Origin of the sequence: Neobacillus bataviensis LMG 21833 (assembly GCF_000307875.1) — a bacterium.
GTDB classification, from domain to species: Bacteria; Bacillota; Bacilli; order Bacillales; family Cytobacillaceae; genus Neobacillus; species Neobacillus bataviensis.
Genome location: NZ_AJLS01000126.1, coordinates 62082 through 85151, shown reverse-complemented (window position 1 = coordinate 85151; position 23070 = coordinate 62082). Strand labels below are relative to the sequence as shown.

Below are 23070 nucleotides of genomic sequence, written 5' to 3'. Positions count from 1 at the left end.
TATATCAATTTCTGGTTCGTTTTATTGTGAAATGATAATAGTAATAAAGATGGTTTACAGAAACATATGGTTTAAGGGGGTTCGATGAATGGAAAGAAGAGATTTAGAAAAAGGAGCCTTTCTAAATAATTTTTCAGGTCCTAATCTTGGCTATTTGATCGATCAATTTGAAAGGTATATAAAGGAACCGCTTTCAGTTGAAGTAGATATGAGAGAACTTTTTGAACAAATGAATGAGGAAGACTTTTCTGCTTTTGCGAAAACAATACCAAAATCGGTTTCGGGTTTGGATCGAACGATTTCAGCTTCTGAACTAACTCAGCAGAGAAAAATAATAGCAGCTGTAAAACTTGCTGATAATATTCGGACCTATGGGCACCTTGCTGCCAATATTTATCCGTTAGGAAATCATAAACCAGATCAAACACATTTTGAACTTGGAAATTATGGGCTAAGTGAGGAGGATTTAAACACCTTACCAGCGGAAATTCTTTGTTCATATTGTGATTTGGCAACGGCCTTAGATGCGTATCGATTTTTGAAGGATGTTTACACGAAATCCATCGCCTATGAGTTTGACCATGTTCATGCCGTAGAAGAGAAAAATTGGCTGATTGAAAAAATCGAAGCAGGTAGAAATAGTCCTTTTATTTCCGAAAACAAAAGGCTAAAAACATTAAAACGGCTGTATGAAGTAGAAGAGTTTGAGAGGTTTCTTCATAAAACGTTTGTCGGTCAAAAGCGTTTTTCCATTGAAGGACTTGACGTGATGGTACCAATCATTGATGAAATTATTTCGGATGCCATTAAAAACGGCGCTGAATACCTAAATATTGGCATGGCACATCGGGGAAGATTAAATGTGCTTGCACATGTGCTTGGAAAGCCATATGAAATGATATTTGCGGAGTTTCAGCACGCACCTAATAAAGAACTCGTGCCCTCAGAAGGTTCAATTGGAATCAATTTTGGCTGGACAGGGGATGTCAAATATCATCTCGGTTTAAATAGACAGCTTCCAGTTGAAAATTCAGTTAAAGCCAAAGTGTCTCTAGCGAACAATCCGAGCCATCTTGAATATGTTGGGGCTGTTGTTGAAGGTTTTACAAGGGCTGCACAAGACGATAGAAATAAACCAGGTTACCCAAATGAAAATAGTAAAGCAGCGCTTGCCATCTTAATTCATGGTGATGCAGCATTTCCAGGCGAAGGAATTGTAGCGGAAACATTAAATTTAAGCCGCTTAAAAGGATACAGAACCAGTGGCACTATTCACATTATCGCAAATAATACGATAGGATTTACAACGGAATCAGAGGATTCCAGATCCACTCGTTATGCTAGTGATTTGGCGAAAGGATTCGAAATTCCGATTATTCATGTTAATGCAGATGATCCGGATGCCTGCATGAAAGCAGCCTTTTTAGCAGCAGAATATCGCGCCGTTTTTCAAAAGGATTTCCTCATTGATTTAGTGGGATACCGTAGATATGGTCATAATGAGATGGATGAGCCGATGACGACAAGCCCGCAAATGTATACAATCATTCAGGGTCACCCAACCGTTAAAGAGATTTATACGAAAAGTTTAAAAAATGAAGGAATAATTACCGAAAGTGATGCAGCGGGAATGGAAAATGAAATTAAGGAAAAACTGGATGCTGCTTTCCGGAAAGTTTCACTTATCTCGAAGGATGGTGAAGTAAAGGTACCTGAACCTCCTGTTTTTATAAAAGAAGAGGCATCGATTATCACGAATGTCCCTTTAGAAAAGCTTCAAAAAATAAATAATGAACTACTTGCATGGCCAAAAGATTTTAACGTGTTTAACAAACTAGAAAAAATCTTAAATAGACGTGCCGAAGCGCTGAATGAAAATGGAAAAGTGGATTGGGCATTAGCGGAGGCTCTTGCATTTGCAACTATTTTAGCGGATGGAACGCCGATAAGATTATCGGGGCAAGACTCGGAGCGGGGTACTTTTGCCCAACGTAACTTGGTGCTTCATGACAGCAAAACCGGAGCGGCATTTTTACCCCTCCACCTCTTGTCCGATGGAAATGCTTCCTTTGCCGTTTATAACAGCCCATTAACAGAAGCAGCGGTAGTTGGTTTTGAATATGGGTATACAATATTTTCTCCCGAAACACTCGTTATTTGGGAGGCGCAATACGGTGACTTTGCAAATGCTGCGCAGGTCATTTTTGATCAGTTTATCGCAGCGGGCATGGCAAAATGGGGGCAAAAATCTGGGCTCGTCTTATTGCTGCCACATGGGTATGAAGGCCAAGGGCCGGAACATTCAAGTGGAAGGCTGGAGAGATTTCTACAATCAGCAGCGGAAAAAAACTGGACGATTGCCAATCTATCAAGTGCGGCACAATATTTTCATATTTTAAGGCGTCAGGCGGCAATGCTGACGAAAAAGGAAGTACGGCCACTTATTATCATGGCACCAAAAAGCCTGTTAAGAAATCCATTGGTATCCTCGTCGGGGCTTGAACTAAGTGAAGGAGAATTTAAACCTGTTTTGGAGCAATTCACTTCCGCTAGGGATCATAAAAAGATAGCGCGTGTTGTCCTTTGTTCAGGAAAAGTCGCAATCGATATTGCTGAGCAATTAAAAGAAGAGAGTCAATATGATTGGCTTCAAGTGTTAAGGCTGGAGGAAATCTACCCATTTCCAACAACCATTCTAGAAGAAATATTTGGACGATACAAAAATCTAAAGGAAATTTTCTGGGTTCAGGAGGAGCCGAAAAATATGGGTGCCTGGAATTTTGTAGAACCCCGAATCAATGGAATTGCCCCAAATGGAATAAGGGTGGAATTTGCGGGGCGCCGCCGCCGCTCCAGTCCTGCTGAAGGTGAGCCAAATGTTCATAAACTCGGTCAATCAAAAATTCTTCATGCAGCACTTTCACGGAATGAACAAGGAGGCGTAAATAATGGCTGAAATAAAAGTACCGGAATTAGCAGAATCGATTTCAGAGGGAACAATTGCTAAATGGCTGAAAAATGTTGGGGATCACGTTGAACAGGGAGAGTACCTTGTCGAATTAGAAACTGATAAGGTGAATATCGAGATCATTTCCGATTATTCCGGTAAAATCACCGAGCAGAAGTTTTCAGAAGGTGATAGTGTAAGGGTGGGTGAAACGATTGCCGTTGTTGATGAAAGTGGCGAAAGTTTCGCACCAGCAGTAGAAAATAAACCAGCAGAACCAATGGCCGAACCAACAAAATTGGAACCGATTGTGCCTATTGCGGATTCCAAAGAAACTGCAAACAGTCAAAAGGCAGATCAAAGCACTAGCCAAAGACCTATCGCCTCTCCGGCCGCTCGCAAGCTAGCAAGAGAAAAAGGGGTAAACCTAAATGAAATACCTGCAATGGATCCACTAGGAAGGATTCGAAAGCAGGATGTAACTTCTTTTCAGCAAGAGAATAAAAATAACCAACCAAACAAAGAAGCAGTTCCTAAGGTTCAAGACGAGTCTAAACCAATTATTTATGAGCGGATGTCAAGACGCCGGCAAACGATTGCTAAGCGCCTTGTCGAGGTTCAGCAAACAGCAGCAATGCTTACAACCTTTAATGAAATTGATTTGACCGCTGTGATGGATCTTAGAAAACGGAGAAAGGATACATTCTTCGAGGAACATGATGTCAGGCTTGGATTTATGTCATTTTTTACAAAAGCAGCTGTTGCAGCATTAAAGAAATTTCCCTATATAAATGCTGAAATTCAAGGTGATAATCTGCTGATAAAAAAATTCTACGATATTGGTATTGCTGTTGCCGCAGCAGAAGGACTGGTAGTTCCCGTTGTAAGAGACGCCGATCGTAAAACGTTTGCAGAAATTGAGCTGGATATCATGCAGCTTGCTGAAAAGGCAAAAACGAATAAATTAGCATTAAAGGACTTACAGGGGGGAACCTTTACCATCACAAATGGGGGAGTGTTCGGGTCTTTACTGTCGACACCGATCCTAAATGGCCCGCAAGTTGCCATCCTTGGGATGCATAAAATTCAACTCAGACCAGTAGCGATGGATAAGGAAAGAATGGAAAACAGGCCAATGATGTATGTTGCTCTTTCTTATGACCACCGGATTGTCGATGGAAAAGAAGCAGTTAGCTTTTTAAGCAAAATAAAAGAATTGCTTGAGGATCCAGAAAATTTACTATTGGAAGGATAATATGAGAAAAACCGCTGAACTAATTCTCAGCGGTTTTTAGCTTTTAATTGCGATTCTTAAAGGGTCTTAATCCACGACGTTGAATTTCATCTTTTAAAATTTTGATCCATTCCTTTTCCTTTCCAGACTTTAATGCATCCCGATACGAAACAACCAACTGCTCGTTACTCATAATTTTCAATTTGAGAATGCCCTCCTTGGAAAAATGGATTGAATATTCAGTTTTTACTATTGTAATGGTTTTCTAAGCTTTTGAGAACCCCTATTTTACAAATGTAAAAAAAGGTTCACAAAAGCTGAATAAAGTTGTATTCAAAAAATATTGAATATTCACTCAGATGTGGTAACATATTTTTGTAAGCGTTCTTTTATTTCGTTTGTAATGTTAGGGGGATGAAGGATGTCATCATTATTAAATATTACCATTGGAAAACTAGTAGAAGAAAAAGCAGCGTTACACCCGGAACATCCTGCAGTGGTTTATTCCGATCGGAACTTAAGATGGACGTATCGTGAATTTGATGATATTTGTCGCCGTGCTGCAAAGGGTTTTATGAAGCTCGGAATTGACAAAGGAGAACAGCTTGCTGCTTGGTCTACTAACACCCCTGAATGGCTCGTAACCCAATTTGCTACCGGTAAAATGGGTGCTGTTCTTGTCACAGTTAACACGAACTATCGGACTGCTGAACTTGAATACCTCTTAAAACAATCAGATACAACCACAATTGTTTTAATGGATACTTTGAAGGATACATCTTATATTGATATGATTTATGAAATTGTCCCCGAATTGAAAATCTCAGAACCTGGCAGGCTAAAAAGTAGTCTATTGCCGTTTCTTAAAAATGTCATTGTCTTAGGTGAAAAAAGGTATCCTGGAACATTTTCCTGGGAAGACATCATCAAGCTTGGAGAAACCATTTCAGATTCGGAATTAAATAGGCGAATGGATTCTCTTGAACCGGATGATGTCATTAATATGCAGTATACTTCAGGAACCACGGGGTTCCCAAAAGGAGTCATGCTCACCCATAACAATATTGTCAATAATGGCTTTAATATTGCAGGTTGTATGAAGCTTACCGTGGCTGATAGGCTTTGTATCCCTGTGCCGTTTTTTCATTGCTTTGGATGTGTCCTTGGAACGATGGCAAGCGTTTCAGTCGGCGCGACAATGGTTCCAGTACAGGAATTCAGCCCAAAAAGAGTATTACAAACGGTTCAAGATGAAAAGTGTACAGGGCTTCATGGTGTTCCAACCATGTTTATTGCCGAATTAAATGACCCCGATTTTGACAAATTTGACCTTTCAACGTTACGAACAGGTATTATGGCAGGATCCAACTGCCCTATCGAGGTCATGAAGGCTGTCATCGAAAAAATGGGAGCAACAGAAATCACAATCGCATATGGTCAAACAGAATCATCACCGGTGATCATGCAAACGAGAACCAATGATCCAATTGAGTTGCGGGTAGAAACAGTAGGAAAAGCATTGCCGAACGTGGAAGTGAAAATTGTTGAACCGGGAACGGATAGAGAAGTCGGATACGGTGTTCAGGGCGAACTTTGCACACGAGGATACCATGTTATGAAAGGGTATTATAAAAATATTACGGCCACAAATGAAGCGATTGATGCAGAAGGGTGGCTGCATACAGGCGATTTAGCAGTGATGGATGAAAACGGTTATTGTAAAATAACAGGGCGGTTAAAAGATATGATCATTCGCGGTGGCGAAAATATTTATCCTCGAGAAATCGAAGAATTTTTATATTCTCATCCAAAGGTTCTTGATATCCAGGTAATTGGGATTCCAGACGAAGTATATGGGGAGGAAGTAATGGCATGGATTATTTTAAAAGAGGGAGAAACCGCTACTGCTGAAGAGCTAAAAGAATTTTGCTTGGGGAGGATTTCCAAGCACAAAATTCCCCGTTACATTAAATTTACGGATGCCTATCCAATGACGGCATCAGGAAAAATTCAAAAGTTCCGTCTTAGAGAAAAAGCGATTGAGATGGTAAAAAATTAATAGTTGTCCCAAGAAAAGAGGATGGATATTGTTGCACAACACTTGCCCGATTGATTATACTAGAACATGGACAATACTGAAAGGAACGGTGGCAGCAATGATTCATTTAACATGGCGGGATCGTGAAACAGTAAAAAAAGTAAAATGCGTTCATACAGATGCCAAAAAATATCTTGTAAATAACGCCCTAACTGCCGGTACTATTTATGATGTAAAAAACGAAACAGAAGAGTTTTATTACATAATTGATAATACAGGAAAAGTCGGCGGATTTTACAAGGAATATTTTCAGGATATTTAATGCTTTAAGGGTCAGATTCCTATTAGGAATCTGACCCTTTTAATCGTCTTAACAATTACCTAGCATCAGGGAACACTCTTCTGATGGTATCCGAAAACTGATTGAAGAAACCTGAGATTGGTTTTCCATTTCGGATATCGCCAGCATAATTATTCATTCGATCATAAAAATCTGGATTAACGGATACATAAACATTGTCGACACTGGAGTCGACCGATTTAACGGCTCGAGAAATTTTATTCTCTATCTTCGAAGTCAATTCATTACGTGAAGAAGGATCCAGCCTTGCTGCAACATAGGCGTTGTTATCGGTTACAAGGATATTTGCAGTGTCAACTTCAGGCAGACCAGATACCTTATCTGCCGCTTTATCCGCAATTCTTATTTTTGATTGATGGTTTCCTACATTATTTCGATTATCGTTTCGAACATTCATTATGTTGTTACGATTTCGATCCAGACCTCGGTTGCTTGTGTCAACCCCCGTAATCGCAGGTCCACCGTTATTTGGGGTATTATAATTTACCCTTGTTGGTTCATTAATTCGGTTGCGGTACGCGACATCATCATTGACATTATTCTTCGCACAACCAGATAAATACAAACTAAATATGAGGGATCCAATAACAAATAAGCTTTTTTTCATGTTGGTAAGCACTCCTTTAATCTTAGTTGTACAAAAATAGGTTGTCTAATTTAGCAAAGGACTATCCTGCCAACATTTTGAAAAAAAAGAAGAAGCATTCATCAAGAAATGCTTCCTTTTCATATCCATTATTTTTGTTTAACTGGAGTCGTGTCGATAGATTTTGCTGATTTATATAGTCTGTGGCTAATGAAGGTTTGGATGGTTAAGAATAGCCCGCCAACAACCCAATAAAGCGGCAGTGCAGCTGGAGCACTAAAGGAAAACATTACAATCATTAACGGTGACATCAGACCCATAATTTTCATTTGCTGCTGCTGTGCAGTCGGCATATTGGTTTGCGAAACTTTAAACTGGAAGTAGTAAACTACCCCTGCAATAATCGTGATAATGATATCAGGATGACCCAAATTAAACCATAAGAATTGATGGGCGGCAATTTCCTTTGAGCCGCGAATCGCATAATAAAAGGCGGTTAAAATTGGCATTTGAATCAAAAGAGGTAAACAACCCATATTCAATGGATTGACACCGTGTTTTTTATACAAACCCATCATTTCAGCCTGAAGCTCTTGTTTTTTCTTAGGATCCGTTTCCGTCTTCATTTTCTTTTGGATAACATCCATTTCAGGCTTTAAGACATCCATTTTTTCCTTCATTGCCATTTGATTTTTGTATTGTTTTAACATGAACGGCATGAGGATAAGTCGGATAATCAGAGTGACCAGAATAATTGCTAAACCATAGTTTCCATTAAATAGTTCAGCTGTTGCATGAATAATGGTCGAAAATGGATGGACAAAATAAGTTTGAAAAAATCCAGTGCTATTACCATTTTGTGCATTTGATGAGCAAGCTGATAATAGTAGCGTTGGTAAGATTAAAAGGACTGCAAGTAAGATAGATGATCGTTTCGTTTTCATATTTCCTCCTAAAATGTTGTATAAATTGTTTAAGTCAAAAGGAAGGAAATAGGTTCTTCGGAATCATCCTTGGTACAATCTTTCCTACGAATATATTTAACAATTCTTTTCAGAATAAAGCTTCCATGTAAACCACTTTTTTTGCGGTAAAAAACCAATGGGTGAATAATTTTTGTGTTTGCTGGATTGGAAGTATTGCCCATGAAGGAATACTCGACACCCCAAGCCAATAAAAATTTGAGTATTAATCCCAAGTAAATACTGACGTAAAGAGCATTCAGGGTATTTATATCCGAGTGGTCAATGAGTAACTGAAACAAAAATTTTCACCTCTTTCTTTTTACCAATGATATGAGTATAGCGGAGAATAGCCAAATAATCAATTTAAACCCTATAAAATACTAGGTGGGAATGACTTCCTAGCTAAACTAAAAAATCTTCAAACACCAATTCTTCAGGAATTGGTGTTTGAATTCTACTTTAACGTTTTTTCCAATGGGCAGTTATTGTTTGATAAGCATACTCCGCCTTTTCCTCAGTTGGCGGCTCAACATGTTTTAACGGATATTCATGCCCAAGTGCTTCCCATTTATATACACCAAGTTTGTGGTAAGGAAGGATCTCAATCTTATCCACATTTTCAAGTGTCCCTATGAACTCACCGAGTTTTTGCAAATCTTCCGGATCATCGGTAACGGTAGGCACCAACACATGACGAACCCAAATAGGAACTTTCCGATCAGATAAAAATTTTGCGAATTCAAGAATGTGGTCATTTGCCATTCCAGTCAGCTGAATATGTTTTTTTCGATTAATATGCTTTAAATCTAGGAGAACCAAGTCCGTTACCTGTAAAAGCTCTTCTAGCTGTTCAATAAATAGCTTTGAATGGGAGAAGCAGCCGCCGGATGAATCAATAGTAGTATGAATTCCTTGGCGTTTGCATTCCTTGAATAATTCCGTTAGGAAAGGGACTTGCAGTAATGGCTCACCGCCGCTGACAGTAATCCCGCCTCCAGATGCTTGAATGAAAGGGAGGTAGCTCATTAGATCATCCATGATTTCGGAAACAGTCATCTGTTTCCCTGAGCCGATTTCCCATGTATCCGCGTTATGGCAAAACTGGCAGCGTAAAAGACAGCCTTGAGTAAAAATAACATAGCGAATCCCTGGCCCATCGACCGTTCCTAATGTTTCAATAGAATGAATATTTCCGTTCATGATGATGACCCCTTTCATTTATAAGGCTGGGGCTCCTCGCAGTAGGGGAGCCCCTAAGAATTTTACTTACAATGACTCATGGAAGGTACGATTTATTACGTCAAGCTGTTGTTCTTTTGTTAGTTTGATAAAGTTTACCGCATATCCGGACACACGAATCGTTAATTGTGGATAGAGTTCCGGATGTTCCATCGCATCCATAAGTGTTTCACGATTAAAGACGTTTACGTTTAGATGGTGTCCTGTTTTGATGGCATAGCCGTCCAAGATGGAAACTAGGTTGCGAACTTGGCTTTCTTCTTCTTTTCCAAGTGCCTTTGGAACGATGGAGAAAGTATTAGAAATTCCGTCCATTGCATAGCTATATGGAAGCTTGGCAACAGAAGACAAGGAAGCTAATGTTCCTTTTGTATCACGGCCATGCATTGGGTTTGCACCTGGTGCAAATGGTTCACCGGTACGGCGGCCATCTGGTGTATTGCCCGTTTTCTTCCCATATACCACGTTTGAAGTGATGGTTAGAATGGACAATGTATGCACTGAATCACGATAGGTTTGGTGTTTGCACAGTTTTTTCATAAATGTTTCGACAATTTCAACCGCGATACTGTCAACGCGATCGTCGTTGTTTCCGTATTTAGGGAAATCGCCGTTTATTTCAAAATCTACGGCAATACCGTTTTCATCACGAATGACCTTTACTTCACCATATTTAATGGCACTTAGTGAGTCGGCAACAACACTTAAGCCAGCAATTCCTGTTGCCATTGTACGGAGAATTTCCGTATCGTGTAAAGCCATTTCTATGCGTTCGTAGCTGTATTTATCGTGCATGTAGTGAATAATATTCAAGGTGTTAATATAAAGACCTGCTAGCCATTCCATCATTTTATCAAATTTCTGCATGACTTCATCGTAATTTAAAACTTCTGCAGTAATTGGCTGATATTGTGGTCCGACTTGAAGTTTTAGTTTTTCATCGACACCGCCGTTGATAGCGTAGAGCATTGCTTTTGCAAGGTTGGCACGAGCGCCAAAGAATTGCATTTGTTTTCCGATTTCCATCGCTGATACGCAGCAGGCAATCCCGTAGTCATCACCATATTCTGGACGCATAATCTCGTCATTTTCATATTGAATGGAGCTAGTCTTGATGGACATCTTCGCACAATATTTCTTAAAGTGTTCAGGCAATTGTGTTGACCATAAAACGGTTAAGTTTGGCTCTGGTGCAGGGCCTAGATTATCTAGTGTATGAAGGAAACGGAAGGAGCTTTTCGTTACTAATGAACGTCCGTCAAGTGCCATACCACCAATGGATTCTGTTACCCATGTTGGGTCGCCGCTAAATAATTCGTTATAATCAGGTGTCCGGGCAAATTTTACAAGACGCAGCTTCATCACAAAATGGTCGACAAGTTCCTGGGCTTCCACCTCTGTTAATCTACCATTTTGTAAATCTCTTTCAATATAGATATCAAGGAATGTAGACACGCGGCCAAGGCTCATCGCTGCCCCGTTTTGCTCCTTAATAGCTGCCAAGTATGCTAGGTATAACCATTGGAATGCTTCTTGAGCTGTTTCAGCAGGGCGGGAAACATCAAATCCATAGCTTTTTGCAAGTTCTTTCAGTTCTTTCAACGCACGGTATTGTTCGGAAAGTTCTTCACGTAAACGAATGTTATCTTCTGTCATGACGCTGCTTGTATTTTTATAATCTTTTTGTTTTTCTTTCATCAAGAAATCAACACCGTATAAGGCGACACGGCGATAATCTCCAATAATGCGGCCGCGGCCATAGGCATCTGGAAGTCCGGTAATGATTCCAGCCTTACGGGCCTTCAGCATTTCTTCTGTATAGGCATCAAATACACCTTGATTATGTGTTTTACGGAACTCTGTAAAGATTCTCTCGATTTCAGGATTTAATTCGTATCCGTATGCTTCGCATGCTGCTTTCGCCATTCTAATTCCACCAAAAGGCTGCATGGATCGATTAAATGGTTTATCTGTTTGCACACCTACTACTTTTTCAAGGTCTTCATCTAGATATCCTGGTCCATGTGATGTGATCGTAGAAACCGTTTCGGTGTCCATATCTAGGACACCGCCATTTTCACGTTCCTGTTTCGTTAACTCCATTACTTGTTCCCATAGTTTATTGGTTGCGTCAGTAGCAGTAGTTAAGAAGGAATCATCACCTTCATAAGGATTAAAGTTCTTCAAAATAAAGTCGCGTACATTTACTTCTCTTGTCCATGTTCCTTTACTAAATCCTTGCCATTGTTCCATGATTATTCACCTCTTATATTATTTAAAAACTATATAACAGATTATCTATTTATATCTTAATTAGAGTATAACAGGGATAATGTGAAAAGTGTCACATAAAATAGGGTCAAATTGTTAAGATATTGTGAAGTGTTGTTATAATGGGGTTTTATAGCGGCATTTTTGAATAATTTGTGAACATGATTGTTAGTAATAGTAAAACTGTACTATAAGAATTTTGGAAAGTAGAGAGACTGTTATATAAGAAAAAACCAATAATATCAACGTAGTAATAGTGGAAACAAATGAAACAGAACCATTTGAGTAATGAAAAAAGCAGGATACATATATCCTGCTTTTAATCGACTACAATATAGGCAATCATCGGTCCGTTATTTGACCTGTCTGAATGCACCTCACAGATTAACCGATAGGTTCCCTCTTTATCGAATTGAAGTGGAACTATCGTTTCCTCACCCTTTTTCACTGTACCTTTAATTTTTGTCCCTTCAATATAAAATGGATGTTTTTCACCATTTATTCCACTAATGAGCAGCCTCACTTTTTCCCCTTTTTCAATGGTCACCGTGCCCGGATCCCAACGGTAGGCTTCTAGTACTTTCCCATCCTTTGTTGTTGCCTTGAATTCTCCTGTAACCATATGGATTTCGCGGATTTCTTTATCTGATTGTTGATTAAAAACAGTGGCATCACCGGCTTTTAACAAAAACCAGGCAGAAATACTGGCGATTACAATGCCGACAGCTAAAAAGAATAGTAGTGTATCTTTCTTTAAAACTAAGAATTTCATGAAAAAATAACCTCCCCATAATTTGTCCTATTTATACTTATGCAGGTAAGGTTAGGAAACTTGTCTCTTTTTAAAACTTTTATTACTTAGTTTATCTTTTCAGAAATATACTATAGTAGCAATGAGTTACGCAAAAGACGGTTGAACCTTATCTAAAATGTCTACAATTAAACTAACTATGTTCTATTATGGAATATATTTCTTTGTTTTTCCTAGCGGAGAGTTTATAGTAAAATCAGGAATGAAAAAATAGGTGGTAATCTTGTTGGGGATAAGAAAAGAAAAGATAGTAAAAGGTGCAAAATTTATCTTTCCATTGTTTTTATTAATTTTCGCCATTATTGAGATCAGAAAATTTACCGGGAATTTGAATGGCCAATTACTCAAAAATGAAATAAATCAACTGAATACCTGGAGTTTATTATTGATTCTCGTGGTTACCTTTGCAGCGGTTTTACCGATGCTGCTTTACGATGTCATTTTAGTGAGAGTTTTAAAGTTAAATGTTTCAAAAAGGGAACTGCTGGAACAATCATTTATCGCTAATTCCTTTTCTAATTTAATCGGTTTTGGCGGATTAATTGGGGCCATGCTAAGAACTTACTTTTTTCATAAGCTTGAACAGGATAAGCGGAAACTTCTAGGGGTAATTGCTTCTGTATCGCTTTATTATCTAACGGGGATTTCTATTCTTACTTGGATTGTCACGATCCGCTATCGTCATTTTCCGTTGTTTGTTGAAACCAAATGGCTTTATTTTGCTGTTGTAGTGGTAGGTTTATATTTACCCGTTTTTTTAATAATACATATGATTAAGTCAAAGAAAGATAATCAGACATTAATAACCACTTACGTGACTATCAAGCTAGTCATTGTCTCAGTTATCGAATGGTTTGCTGTGTTTATAGCCATATTTATTTTGAGCAGGATTCTTGGTATTTCTATCACCTTCGAAAATTTATTTCCGGTATATATTGTAGCTGCATGTGCAGGGATTATCAGTATGATTCCCGGCGGGCTCGGTTCCTTTGACTTGGTATTTATTTGGGGGATGCAGGATTTACACGTACCAGAAGAGAAATTCCTCGTCTTGCTTTTGCTTTACCGAATTGGGTATTACTTCATCCCATTTTTGGTCAGCTTAGTCTTTTTTATCAAGCTTTACTGGCAAAGGTGGAACCAATCCTGGAATTATCTTCCTAAAGCAATTATACAGGGATTAAGTCATGCCATTTTAACCATGCTTGTATTTTTATCAGGGTTAATCTTGCTTTTATCTGCAAGTGTTCCGGGAATTATGTCAAGGCTTAAGATTGCTCAGGAGCTGCTGTCTTTTCCGATTATAAATGTGTCACATCAACTTTCGGTAGCAACTGGCTTTTTGCTATTAGGGTTGTCACGCGGCATTGAATACAGCGTGAAAAGAACATATGACTTGACCATGCTTGCGTTGATTCTGGCTGCCTTATTCTCCATTTTTAAAGGGATTGATTATGAAGAAGCTATCTTTTTAATCATCGTCGCGCTCCTGCTAAGGATGTCAAAGGGGCAATTTTATCGGGAAAGCTATGTACTTACGTGGGGAAAAACCATTTTCGATATCACAGTGATTCTGGTTATTACCTCCATGTATATTTTGATTGGGTATTTAAATTTGCCAAAAGCAAAATTAACTATTCCCACAAAATTCTTACCGTATGTCATTGTCGATTATCGTGACTTGTTCATGAGTGCCGGTATTGGGTTAGTGATAGCATTATTGATCTTGTTTTCCGGCTATTTGATTAGCTTGCCTAAAAAGTGGAAATTTGAGAAATCAATAGGTCATGAAGAAGAAATAACTAACCATTTAACAAAGTATAAAGGAAAAGTATTATCCCATTTAATCTTTTTACATGATAAATATATTTTCTGGAACAGCCAGAAAAATGTTTTAATCCCATTCCAAAAATACGCGGATAAATTAGTCATCCTTGGCGACCCTGTTGGGGAGAAAAAGGAATTATCAAATGCAATTGAGGAATTTCAAGAAATTGCCGATTTGTATGGTTATACCCCTGTTTTTTATCAAGTTAGTGATGACATGCTGCCATATTTACACGGGCATGGCTTTGCATTTTTTAAATTGGGTGAGGAGGCTTTTGTAGATTTGAAGACCTTTACACTTAGTGGAAACAAAATGAAGGGATTAAGGGCCTTAAAAAATAAATTCAGCCGTGAACAGTTCCATTTTGAATTAGTAAATCCTCCTTTTTCGATAGAATTATTAGAAGAGTTAAAAGGAATTTCAAATGAATGGCTGCAGGGGAGAAAAGAAAAAGGTTTTTCGCTCGGTTTCTTTGATGAACACTATCTAAATAAGGCTCCCATTGCCATTATCAGTGATGAGAATAAGCGAATTCTTGGCTTCATGAGCATTATGCATGTATATGATGAGCATCAAACTATTTCGGTTGATTTAATGAGAGTGAGACCGGATGCACCATCTGGAACCATCGATTTTCTGTTTCTTTCGTTAATTGACTGGGCAAAGAGACATGGCTATGATCGCTTTAATATGGGAATGGCACCTTTGGCGAATGTGGGCCTTTCGAGATTTTCCTTTTTAAGCGAGAAAATAGCAGCGCAAATCTTTCTGCACGGCCATTTTATTTATCACTTCCAGGGTCTGAGAAAGTTTAAGCAAAAATATACAAATATTTGGGAGCCGAAATACTTAGCTTACAGAAGAAAATCCTCATTGCCCTTCATAATGACCCAAATAACGCTATTAATTTCAAAAAAAAGGACATGAAAGCAGACCGGTAGGATGTTCCTATCCGGTTTTTTTTCTTTATTTTTTTGAAGAATCTGTTAAAATTTAAAAGGGATAAATTGTAATGGTAAGGGTGTTTATTAATTGAAAAATTTCGTTTCCTGCATCATCATCGTGCTACTCCTATTTACTACTCAAATTAAAACCTTTGCTGCTGAAACCGAGCAGTTGGATCTAAAAAGTGAATCGGCAGTTCTATTAGATTCCGACACGGGTGCTGTTCTTTATGCTAAAAATGCCAATGAAAAAATGTACCCTGCAAGCGTAACGAAAATTGCTACTGCCATCTATGCCATTGAAAAGGGGAATTTAGATGGAATCGCGACTGTCAGTGCGAATGCCGCAAGCCAAGACGGTACGCGTGTCTACCTAAATGAAGGGGAACAAGTTCCGTTAAAGAAGCTGATTCAAGGAATGCTGATTAATTCAGGAAATGATGCTGCAATGGCAATTGCCGAACATCTTGATGGCACCATAGATCATTTTGCCGAAAATCTAAATCATTATTTAAAAAACAAAGTTGGTGTAAACAATACGCATTTTACGAATCCGAATGGTTTGTTTGATGAAAATCATTATACAACGGCCATGGATTTAGCCTTAATAACCAATTATGCGATCAAGAACCCTGTTTTTGCTGAAATATTTGGAACAAAGGTGTTGGAATGGAAGGGGCAATCTTGGGAGGCTACGCTTTATACCCATCACCGGATGTTAAAAGGGGAGCTTCCATATCCTGAAGTAACTGGAGGAAAGACTGGTTATACGGATGAAACTAAACAAACATTGGCAACCACTGCCGATAACGGAAAAATCAGGCTGACAGCGATTGTGCTAAAGTCTGATTTAAAAAATGATAAGTATAACGATACCGCTTTATTATTGGATTACGGTTTTAAGGCCTATCAACGTTCAACCATTAGACAGGGAGAAATTTATAAAGCTGAAAATAAAGAATTTTATCCAGAAACCGATATCCTTATTACAGAGGATGTCGAAGGGTGTATGAAAAAGATCAATAATGACGGGATCCTATCGATTGAAAATCATGATGTCCAGTCAAATCAGTTGATTCAATTAAAGGAAAAAGAGCAGCCTGTGGTGAAAATGGCTCCTCCAACAACAGTAGGTAAAACGAAAGAAAAAAAGCAACAGATTTTAGATATAAATGTAATCTTTGGGTTTACGCTCCTTGCATTCTTAGTGGTAATCATTGGTTTCCGCAAGAAATGGATAAGTAAAAACTGAATCTTGTTTGAAATAAGCCGTGGAAAGGGACTCCCTTCCATGGCTTATTTCTTTAGGTCTGCTTATCAATTGTAATTGGCCGGGAGTCGAAGGAGGAGGGAGAGTCAATTTGGTCTTTATCATCGACAAAACTTCTTGTTCCCACAAAGTCACTTTTGTCACCAAAATTTTGCCCGTAGCCCTGGTTTTTTTTATCTGAATTATGCCACTCAGCCAATAAGTTTTGCCCTATATTTACGGCAGACGCATTTTCAAAGGAATTTATTTTTATCATAAATATATTTATATTAATATATGGAACCGGTGCCGGCATCTAATCCCCTCCTTTTTCCTTGCTATTAACTATATGCTTTTTTTGAAGGTTTATGAAACGGGCATAATAGTTGGATTAAATTTCTAAACAGATTAGTAAGATGGAAGTAGGAACGTAAAAAATAAATTTCCTTTTGTACTCCACACATATTTAAGAGGGAAGAAAGGGGTGTGGATAGATGGAGATGGATAAATTAAAACAATGGATGGACATTGCTAAGAATATGCATGGGGGAGACTTCTGGAACAATATATTTGATCAAGATTTCGCCAAGCAATTTATGAACGAACAACAATTCAACCAGCCGACTTCCAACACTAATGGACCATCTGCTCGCGAGGAAAAAACTGCGAAAACATTCCCGGCCATTGATGTATTAGAGAATGAGAATGAGGTGGTTGTCATGATTGAAGTGCCTGGGGTCATGAAGGAAAATCTTGAATTAGGGCTAAACGGCACAATCCTTACCGTTAAAGGAAAGGCCTTACCGATCAATCCACAACTAAATTTAACCTATTCGGAAAGATTTTATGGTGAATTCCAACGACAAATTACCTTACCGGATCCCGTTAGTCCTAACCAATTAAATGCAAAGTTTTGGAACGGAATCCTTTTCGTAAGTTATCAACGTACGGTTGAAAAAGGAGAAATCATCCCTATCGACTAAACCATTTTGCCCCGAGAACCATAATGATTCGAACATTTATATGTTCGACTATTTTGCGATTGGACATGTTATGATGTTTTCTCCATATAAATAAAAGTAAGGTATAAAATAAGGGAGTTTGTGAGCATGTCACTTAAAGATGTATTCCTACTTTTCAGGAAAAATGATGAAGAACAGGAATTAAAGAAAAAATTACTTTCCTTAGAAAGGAATATCGAAGAGTTAAAAAAATCGCTGCAAGACTTCCAAGAACAAAAGCCAAAGGGTAATAAACCAACTGATCCTCCAATCATCATTGAAAAAATTAATATAGAAAAAATCATTTTAGATAAATATGAGTTAAATAATAATTTTGGTCAACTTGGTATTAAAGAGTTAAAAGGTAAATTGAATATTGGAGCAACATATGGGAGTGAATTCACCCCAAAGTTGGACGAAGAAGATATAAACGAGGATGAAGAAAATAAGGGTGAAAGAAATGTAAAGGGAAAAATGAAGAAGCCTTCGGCAGAAAAAGGACCAAAGGTTACGATCCATGCGAAAAAGGAGAATTAAAAAAAGACTAAAGTTTGCATCCTTTAGTCTTTATAAGGTAATTATTGCAGTCTGCTCTCAACTTGCTGGCATACTTCATCAGCTGACATCCCATTTGCATCAATGACAGAGCCTTTTGTAAAGGTATCCTGCATACCCATTACGTTTGAATCAAGGCCAGTAACAACACAACAGTCACAATTTTGCGCATCTGACTCCTGCTTCAGTTCAATCACATCATGACCTTTTTCCCTTAGTGCTTGTTGAATATTTGTAAGCGATTGTTCTACTCCAACTTTTGCCATACAAAACACCTCCTCAATAAATTATCATGCCAAAGATTACGGTAAATATTCCGTATAGCAGGCATTAATTTTCCAAAAGATAGTAGGGGAGGTGTGTCAAATGGGAAAACGCAGTAAACGAAAAGCTGATCCATCCACAATCGGGCTTAGCTCGCCGCAAGTAGAGGGTCAGGGGACAACCATGACTGAAACAGGTTCACGAGAAGAACCATCTTCTAGAAAAAAACAAAAACGCTACTAAAACAAAGAAAGAGGATGTCCTCAGAAGGGGTTGAGCCCATGAGACATCCTCTTATTATGATTATTTATACATTTCCGCTACTTGCTTTTGAATTTCATCATTTTCAAGATATTCGTCATAGCTCATTTGCTTATCTACTAGGCCATTTGGTGTAAATTCAAACACTCGGTTTGCGATGGTTTGAATGAACTGATGGTCATGTGATGAAAAGAGCATCGAACCTTTGAAATTGATTAATCCGTTATTAAGTGCAGTGATGGATTCTAGGTCTAAATGGTTTGTTGGCTCATCGAGCAGCAATACATTTGCCCCGTTTAGCATCATTTTAGAGAGCATACAACGAACTTTTTCACCACCGGAAAGCACACTTGCTTTCTTTAACACATCTTCTCCAGAAAATAACATTCTTCCTAAAAATCCACGCAAGAAGCTTTCACTATCATCCTTTGGCGAGAATTGGCGAAGCCAATCGACAAGGTTAAGATCACTATTCTCAAAATACTCGGAGTTATCCTTAGGGAAGTAAGCCTGTGAAGTAGTGATGCCCCACTTAAAGGTGCCGCTGTCCGCTTCCATTTCACCCATTAATATCTTAAACAGAGTGGTTTTTGCGACTTCGTTTGTTCCTACAAGCGCAATTTTATCACCCTTATTCATAAAGAAATTAATGTTATCAAGGATTTTAACACCATCAATGGTTTTTGTTAAACCTTCCACACGTAATAGGTCATTGCCGATTTCACGTTCTGGTGTAAACCCTACGAATGGATAGCGGCGAGAGGATGGTCTGATATCATCTAGGGTGATTTTATCTAATAGCTTTTTCCGAGATGTTGCCTGCTTGGATTTAGAGGCATTTGCACTAAAGCGGGCAATAAAGCTTTGCAGCTCTTTAATTTTTTCTTCCTTCTTTTTGTTCTGATCCGATGCCATTCTTGATGCTAACTGGCTTGATTCATACCAAAAATCATAGTTCCCAACATAGATTTGAATTTTACTGAAATCCAAATCAGCGATATGTGTACAAACTTTATTTAAGAAGTGACGGTCATGGGATACAACAATGACGGTATTTTCAAAGTTTATTAAGAAATCCTCAAGCCATTGAATCGCTTTGATGTCTAAGTGGTTGGTAGGCTCATCGAGAAGTAAAACATCAGGTCTGCCGAATAATGCCTGCGCCAGCAATACTTTTACTTTTTCAGATCCCGTTAATTCGGCCATTTTTTTATCATGAAGATCTTCGCCAATCCCAAGTCCTTTTAAGAGAATGGCTGCTTCAGGCTCAGCTTCCCACCCGTTTAATTCAGCAAATTCTCCCTCGAGTTCGGCAGCCTTCATGCCATCTTCGTCAGTAAAGTTTTCTTTCATGTAAATGGCATCTTTTTCCTGCATCACTTCATACAATCTTGAATGACCCATGATGACGGTTTTTAAGACTTCAAATTCCTCATACTCAAAATGGTTCTGTTTTAATACAGCCATCCGTTCATTTGGTCCAAGTTGAACTGTTCCGGTTTGGGCTTCAATCTCTCCGGATAAGATTTTTAAAAAAGTTGATTTTCCAGCGCCATTCGCACCGATCAGTCCGTAGCAATTGCCCGGTGTAAACTTGATGTTAACATCTTCAAATAGCTTACGGTCACCATATCTTAAACTTACATTACTTACAGTAATCATGATTCAAACATCCTCCAAAAAACATATTGCTTTAAATTATACCATTAAAATAATATAAGAGCGAATTTTTCCAAGTGGAGCGAAGGATTAAAGAAAAAAATTCTAAAAAAAATTTTCCATATTCACACTTTATTCATATATTTGTTGTAAAATTAATTTAAGATGTTTTAAAGAGGGTGAGAAGTATGGCAAAAAAACAGCTTACTGAACTCGTAAACAAGTTAAAAAAAGCTGGTATTAAAGCGAGTCTAACTAAACCAAAGTCCAATTACCTTTTATCAATGCAGCAACTGAAAAAATATCCTTCATCCGTGAACTAATTAGAAAATTGGTATTAAAAAGCGATTAATCCAAGTGGACTAACCGCTTTTTTTATTGGCCAGCTCCAGCGCCTAGCCCCTCGGGTCATAAGCAGCCCCGCTGTGGTGGCTGGGAAACTGCCTCCTCGCGGTTCGTCTTATGCCTGTCGGGGCTGAACAAGTCGCTTCCGCTTTTTTATTACTTAATTTTATCAATAATTTTATCATAAACTTCTTGTTCCTTAAATTCATTACCCATAGGGAACTTTGCAACAAATTTGTTGTTTTCATCCACTAAATAGGTGAAGGTTGAATGGATAAATTGCCCGTTCCCAGGGTCTTTGTATTGAAATTGCATAGCATCAGTAACTTTCCTAATTTCTTTTTGAGAGTTTTTCATGTTTTGCTTTTCACCGGTTAAGAATACCCAATTCTTATCATCTTTTATGCCAAACCCTTGTCTATATCCTTGTAAAATTTCAGGGGTGTCACGATAGGGATCAATGGTAATGGTGACAAATTCAATATTCTTACCAAATACTCCTTTTTCAACTAAATCATTTTTCAATTTAACCATCTTTTGGGTGGTGGTGGGACAAACATCAGGGCAATGAGTATAGATAAACTCAATTAGTTTTAATTTCGTTTTATCTTTGCCAAATTGATAGGGGTCTCCATTTTGGTTAATCAACGTAACATCTGCTGGTATTGCCGCATTTGTATCCCGTATTAGGAAAAAAGAAATTCCTCCTGCAATCCCCAGGAATACAGCAAGACTGCAAATTAGATAGATTTTTTTCATCGCAAACCCTCCTACAACTAAGATAAAGAACTTTTTCGAAAAAAGAAATGGATATTCTGTGAACAAAAGTGGATGCGGCAAAATGGTTATTCATTTATACTGTAATATTATGAGGGATTTTTGAAAAATCAGATTCTTTATTTGGGAGATAGGTGTTTTTAAGATGAAAATGGTTTGGAAATTTACGATGCAATTGGTCATTCTGATTGTAATCTATCAACTTGGGAATTTGACAACACGGTTTTTTCATTTGCCGATTCCCGGAAATGTCATTGGCATTGTTATATTGTTCGTTTTGCTTTGGTTAGGTGTGATTAAGCTTGAACAAATTGAATGGGCATCCGGTTGGTTGTTGAAACATCTTGGATTCTTTTTTATTCCGATTTCAGTTGGTCTCATGACACTAGGAGATGTTTTCGCAGCGAAAGGTTTGTTTCTCTTGATTATTCTAATTTTTAGTGCTTTTCTTGGTTTGTTTTTTGCCGGGAAAGTCACGCAAACCGTTATTGTGAAAAATGAGAAGGAAAATGTAACGTATCATGATCACGCTCTATAGTATTCTTATTACCGTTTCTGCCTATCTATTTACTCGTTTCTTAGGGAAAAAGTATTCCTCTCCGTTAACGAGTCCCGTGTTTTTAAGCACCATTATCATCATTGCTTTATTAGTGGTTTCACATATTTCTTTTGACGAATACATGCCGGCAAAAACCATCATGACCTATTTACTTGGCCCGGCTACTGTTGCCCTTGCTGTTCCCATTTATAAAAATCGGGATTTGTTTAGAAAATACTTCTGGGCTGCCTTTGTAGGCCTGTCATTCGGGATTGTTACCACAATTACATCTGCCATTCTTCTAGCCAGGTGGCTAAACCTTTCTGACATGTTCATCCGAGCATTAACTGTTAAATCAGTTACTGTCCCAGTTGCGACTGAAATAGGGAAGATTATTCATGGCAATATCTCGCTCATCGCTGTTTATGTGATTATCACAGGGATGATTGGGGCGATGTTTGGGGCCAAACTTTTGAACGTATGTAAAATCAATCATCCGTTTGCAAGGGGCTTGGCGATTGGAACGATTGCACATGGCATCGGAACGGCCGAAGCGGTAAAAGAAGGAGAGGTACAAGGTGCTGTAGCAGGTGCAGCGATGGGGATTGCGGCCGTGTTAACCTCTTTTATTATTCCGATTATAATCGGTTTCATAGTATAAAAAGCAAAGGATTTCGCCTTTGCTTTTTTTGCGCTCATTTTATTCCATTTCAAATAATGAGTGTTCCTCTTCGTCATTATGAATCTCAAACACAACGAGCAAGGCCTCAAAATAAGGCAGAATCTCCTCAGTCACTCCATTACTTTCCTTCTTTTCTTTAATAGACCGCACGATTAATTCTAAGATTTGATGATCCCTTTTTAATTTAATAATGGTGTCGTGCAAATCAGGCTGATCTTTTAGCTTTTCAACAAAAAAACCTTCCTCTTCAGATTGAGCATGTGCTAAAGTTCGTGTCTCCCAATGTTCAATCAACGCATCACATACCTCATTACTATTTTCTGCTTTTTTTTCACGTACTAATTCTTTCAAGACATTTGTTAAATCTCTAGCCTCCGTATAGATCCCATCATGGATGGAATGGTGGGCATGTTTTTTTCTTAATGACGGTCCTGACATTGAAATTCTCCTTCTAATAGTTTTACTATCCAAGTCATGTCCAAAACCCATTTTTTTTAAAACTAGGGAACGGAAAA

At 38.3% G+C, this 23070-nt stretch carries 23 protein-coding genes; 12 read left to right on the top strand and 11 right to left on the bottom strand.

Translation table 11 applies throughout. From position 1 onward, the window contains the following. Positions 1-88: 88 nt before the first annotated feature. Together BABA_RS18395 and odhB are read left to right on the top strand one after the other, a co-directional pair. Complete coding sequence (locus BABA_RS18395) at positions 89-2956, top strand: 2-oxoglutarate dehydrogenase E1 component (RefSeq protein ID WP_007086735.1); 2868 nt, start codon at positions 89-91, stop codon at positions 2954-2956. Continuing rightward, positions 2949-4202: a 2-oxoglutarate dehydrogenase complex dihydrolipoyllysine-residue succinyltransferase gene (gene odhB, locus BABA_RS18390; RefSeq protein ID WP_007086734.1), complete on the top strand. Its 1254-nt coding sequence runs from the start codon at positions 2949-2951 to the stop codon at positions 4200-4202. The genes BABA_RS18395 and odhB overlap by 8 nt, the downstream gene beginning before the upstream one ends. A 43-nt stretch (positions 4203-4245) precedes the next feature. On the opposite strand, the gene sda is transcribed toward odhB, so the two are convergent. Next, the gene (gene sda / locus BABA_RS18385) at positions 4246-4374 is read right to left on the bottom strand and encodes a sporulation histidine kinase inhibitor Sda (RefSeq protein WP_420806005.1); all 129 of its coding nucleotides are present in this window, start codon (positions 4372-4374) and stop codon (positions 4246-4248) included. A 228-nt stretch (positions 4375-4602) separates the two neighbouring features. Between sda and BABA_RS18380 the strand changes: the two genes are divergently transcribed. Both BABA_RS18380 and BABA_RS18375 read left to right on the top strand, forming a co-directional pair. Continuing rightward, a complete protein-coding gene (locus BABA_RS18380; RefSeq protein WP_007086733.1) occupies positions 4603-6240 on the top strand; it encodes an AMP-binding protein in 1638 nt (545 codons plus the stop codon). Between the two features lie 97 nt (positions 6241-6337). Next, positions 6338-6541 carry a DUF6501 family protein gene (locus tag BABA_RS18375; RefSeq protein ID WP_007086732.1) on the top strand — a complete coding sequence of 68 codons (204 nt, stop codon included), beginning with the start codon at positions 6338-6340 and terminating at the stop codon, positions 6539-6541. Positions 6542-6596: 55 nt separating this feature from the next. Here BABA_RS18375 and BABA_RS18370 read toward each other — a convergent pair whose 3' ends face one another. The 5 genes from BABA_RS18370 to BABA_RS18345 all read right to left on the bottom strand — a co-directional run bounded on the left by BABA_RS18370 (position 6597) and on the right by BABA_RS18345 (position 12413). Then, a complete protein-coding gene (locus BABA_RS18370; RefSeq protein WP_007086731.1) occupies positions 6597-7187 on the bottom strand; it encodes a YhcN/YlaJ family sporulation lipoprotein in 591 nt (196 codons plus the stop codon). A gap of 128 nt (positions 7188-7315) precedes the next feature. Beyond that, positions 7316-8110 carry a membrane protein insertase YidC gene (yidC, locus tag BABA_RS18365; RefSeq protein WP_007086730.1) on the bottom strand — a complete coding sequence of 265 codons (795 nt, stop codon included), beginning with the start codon at positions 8108-8110 and terminating at the stop codon, positions 7316-7318. A gap of 480 nt (positions 8111-8590) precedes the next feature. Further along, entirely contained in the window at positions 8591-9334 is a 744-nt protein-coding gene (gene pflA, locus BABA_RS18355; RefSeq protein WP_211214201.1) for a pyruvate formate-lyase-activating protein, read from the bottom strand. Between the two features lie 63 nt (positions 9335-9397). Continuing rightward, positions 9398-11623 (bottom strand): formate C-acetyltransferase, encoded by a 2226-nt coding sequence (gene pflB / locus BABA_RS18350; RefSeq protein ID WP_007086727.1) that lies wholly within the window; start codon positions 11621-11623, stop codon positions 9398-9400. A gap of 337 nt (positions 11624-11960) precedes the next feature. Then, positions 11961-12413, bottom strand: coding sequence for a cupredoxin domain-containing protein (locus tag BABA_RS18345; protein WP_007086726.1), 453 nt, complete (start codon positions 12411-12413; stop codon positions 11961-11963). Positions 12414-12678: 265 nt separating this feature from the next. Between BABA_RS18345 and mprF the strand changes: the two genes are divergently transcribed. Both mprF and BABA_RS18335 read left to right on the top strand, forming a co-directional pair. Then, the gene (gene mprF / locus BABA_RS18340; RefSeq protein ID WP_007086725.1) at positions 12679-15207 is read left to right on the top strand and encodes a bifunctional lysylphosphatidylglycerol flippase/synthetase MprF; all 2529 of its coding nucleotides are present in this window, start codon (positions 12679-12681) and stop codon (positions 15205-15207) included. A 105-nt stretch (positions 15208-15312) separates the two neighbouring features. Further along, entirely contained in the window at positions 15313-16476 is a 1164-nt protein-coding gene (locus BABA_RS18335; protein WP_007086724.1) for a D-alanyl-D-alanine carboxypeptidase family protein, read from the top strand. Positions 16477-16528: 52 nt separating this feature from the next. Here the strand turns inward: BABA_RS18335 and BABA_RS18330 are convergent, their stop codons facing one another. Further along, a complete protein-coding gene (locus BABA_RS18330; protein ID WP_007086723.1) occupies positions 16529-16789 on the bottom strand; it encodes a hypothetical protein in 261 nt (86 codons plus the stop codon). Positions 16790-16967: 178 nt separating this feature from the next. On the opposite strand from BABA_RS18330, the gene BABA_RS18325 reads away from it, so the two are divergent. Together BABA_RS18325 and BABA_RS18320 are read left to right on the top strand one after the other, a co-directional pair. Further along, positions 16968-17456, top strand: a complete 489-nt coding sequence (locus BABA_RS18325; RefSeq protein ID WP_007086722.1) for an Hsp20/alpha crystallin family protein — start codon at positions 16968-16970, stop codon at positions 17454-17456. A gap of 126 nt (positions 17457-17582) precedes the next feature. Beyond that, complete coding sequence (locus BABA_RS18320) at positions 17583-18011, top strand: hypothetical protein (RefSeq protein WP_007086721.1); 429 nt, start codon at positions 17583-17585, stop codon at positions 18009-18011. A 41-nt stretch (positions 18012-18052) separates the two neighbouring features. Here the strand turns inward: BABA_RS18320 and BABA_RS18315 are convergent, their stop codons facing one another. Then, the gene (locus tag BABA_RS18315; protein WP_007086720.1) at positions 18053-18295 is read right to left on the bottom strand and encodes a YkuS family protein; all 243 of its coding nucleotides are present in this window, start codon (positions 18293-18295) and stop codon (positions 18053-18055) included. Between the two features lie 100 nt (positions 18296-18395). Between BABA_RS18315 and BABA_RS26720 the strand changes: the two genes are divergently transcribed. Beyond that, positions 18396-18536 carry a YuzL family protein gene (locus BABA_RS26720; RefSeq protein WP_007086719.1) on the top strand — a complete coding sequence of 47 codons (141 nt, stop codon included), beginning with the start codon at positions 18396-18398 and terminating at the stop codon, positions 18534-18536. 60 nt (positions 18537-18596) lie between these two features. Here BABA_RS26720 and BABA_RS18310 read toward each other — a convergent pair whose 3' ends face one another. Then, entirely contained in the window at positions 18597-20216 is a 1620-nt protein-coding gene (locus BABA_RS18310) for an ABC-F family ATP-binding cassette domain-containing protein (protein WP_007086718.1), read from the bottom strand. A 185-nt stretch (positions 20217-20401) separates the two neighbouring features. Here BABA_RS18310 and BABA_RS28330 point away from each other — a divergent pair, with 185 nt between their 5' ends. Further along, entirely contained in the window at positions 20402-20536 is a 135-nt protein-coding gene (locus BABA_RS28330; protein WP_268870170.1) for a hypothetical protein, read from the top strand. Positions 20537-20714: 178 nt separating this feature from the next. Here BABA_RS28330 and BABA_RS18305 read toward each other — a convergent pair whose 3' ends face one another. Next, positions 20715-21317 carry an SCO family protein gene (locus tag BABA_RS18305; RefSeq protein WP_007086717.1) on the bottom strand — a complete coding sequence of 201 codons (603 nt, stop codon included), beginning with the start codon at positions 21315-21317 and terminating at the stop codon, positions 20715-20717. A 163-nt stretch (positions 21318-21480) separates the two neighbouring features. Here BABA_RS18305 and BABA_RS18300 point away from each other — a divergent pair, with 163 nt between their 5' ends. Further along, positions 21481-21873, top strand: a complete 393-nt coding sequence (locus BABA_RS18300) for a CidA/LrgA family protein (RefSeq protein ID WP_007086716.1) — start codon at positions 21481-21483, stop codon at positions 21871-21873. Further along, complete coding sequence (locus BABA_RS18295) at positions 21857-22534, top strand: LrgB family protein (protein ID WP_007086715.1); 678 nt, start codon at positions 21857-21859, stop codon at positions 22532-22534. Before BABA_RS18300 ends, BABA_RS18295 begins: the two co-directional genes overlap by 17 nt. 39 nt (positions 22535-22573) lie before the next feature. Here the strand turns inward: BABA_RS18295 and BABA_RS18290 are convergent, their stop codons facing one another. Beyond that, positions 22574-22993: a hemerythrin domain-containing protein gene (locus tag BABA_RS18290; RefSeq protein ID WP_007086714.1), complete on the bottom strand. Its 420-nt coding sequence runs from the start codon at positions 22991-22993 to the stop codon at positions 22574-22576. Between the last annotated feature and the right edge of the window lie 77 nt (positions 22994-23070).

Bases quoted from the DNA above. Each gene is read 5' to 3' on its own strand.
- BABA_RS18395 (WP_007086735.1), top strand. From the start codon at position 89: ATGGAAAGAAGAGATTTAGAAAAAGGAGCCTTTCTAAATAATTTTTCA.
- odhB (WP_007086734.1), top strand. From the start codon at position 2,949: ATGGCTGAAATAAAAGTACCGGAATTAGCAGAATCGATTTCAGAGGGA.
- sda (WP_420806005.1), bottom strand. From the start codon at position 4,374: ATGAGTAACGAGCAGTTGGTTGTTTCGTATCGGGATGCATTAAAGTCT.
- BABA_RS18380 (WP_007086733.1), top strand. From the start codon at position 4,603: ATGTCATCATTATTAAATATTACCATTGGAAAACTAGTAGAAGAAAAA.
- BABA_RS18375 (WP_007086732.1), top strand. From the start codon at position 6,338: ATGATTCATTTAACATGGCGGGATCGTGAAACAGTAAAAAAAGTAAAA.
- BABA_RS18370 (WP_007086731.1), bottom strand. From the start codon at position 7,187: ATGAAAAAAAGCTTATTTGTTATTGGATCCCTCATATTTAGTTTGTAT.
- yidC (WP_007086730.1), bottom strand. From the start codon at position 8,110: ATGAAAACGAAACGATCATCTATCTTACTTGCAGTCCTTTTAATCTTA.
- pflB (WP_007086727.1), bottom strand. From the start codon at position 11,623: ATGGAACAATGGCAAGGATTTAGTAAAGGAACATGGACAAGAGAAGTA.
- BABA_RS18345 (WP_007086726.1), bottom strand. From the start codon at position 12,413: ATGAAATTCTTAGTTTTAAAGAAAGATACACTACTATTCTTTTTAGCT.
- BABA_RS18330 (WP_007086723.1), bottom strand. From the start codon at position 16,789: ATGCCGGCACCGGTTCCATATATTAATATAAATATATTTATGATAAAA.
- BABA_RS18325 (WP_007086722.1), top strand. From the start codon at position 16,968: ATGGAGATGGATAAATTAAAACAATGGATGGACATTGCTAAGAATATG.
- BABA_RS18320 (WP_007086721.1), top strand. From the start codon at position 17,583: ATGTCACTTAAAGATGTATTCCTACTTTTCAGGAAAAATGATGAAGAA.
- BABA_RS18315 (WP_007086720.1), bottom strand. From the start codon at position 18,295: ATGGCAAAAGTTGGAGTAGAACAATCGCTTACAAATATTCAACAAGCA.
- BABA_RS26720 (WP_007086719.1), top strand. From the start codon at position 18,396: ATGGGAAAACGCAGTAAACGAAAAGCTGATCCATCCACAATCGGGCTT.
- BABA_RS18310 (WP_007086718.1), bottom strand. From the start codon at position 20,216: ATGATTACTGTAAGTAATGTAAGTTTAAGATATGGTGACCGTAAGCTA.
- BABA_RS28330 (WP_268870170.1), top strand. From the start codon at position 20,402: ATGGCAAAAAAACAGCTTACTGAACTCGTAAACAAGTTAAAAAAAGCT.
- BABA_RS18305 (WP_007086717.1), bottom strand. From the start codon at position 21,317: ATGAAAAAAATCTATCTAATTTGCAGTCTTGCTGTATTCCTGGGGATT.
- BABA_RS18300 (WP_007086716.1), top strand. From the start codon at position 21,481: ATGAAAATGGTTTGGAAATTTACGATGCAATTGGTCATTCTGATTGTA.
- BABA_RS18295 (WP_007086715.1), top strand. From the start codon at position 21,857: ATGATCACGCTCTATAGTATTCTTATTACCGTTTCTGCCTATCTATTT.
- BABA_RS18290 (WP_007086714.1), bottom strand. From the start codon at position 22,993: ATGTCAGGACCGTCATTAAGAAAAAAACATGCCCACCATTCCATCCAT.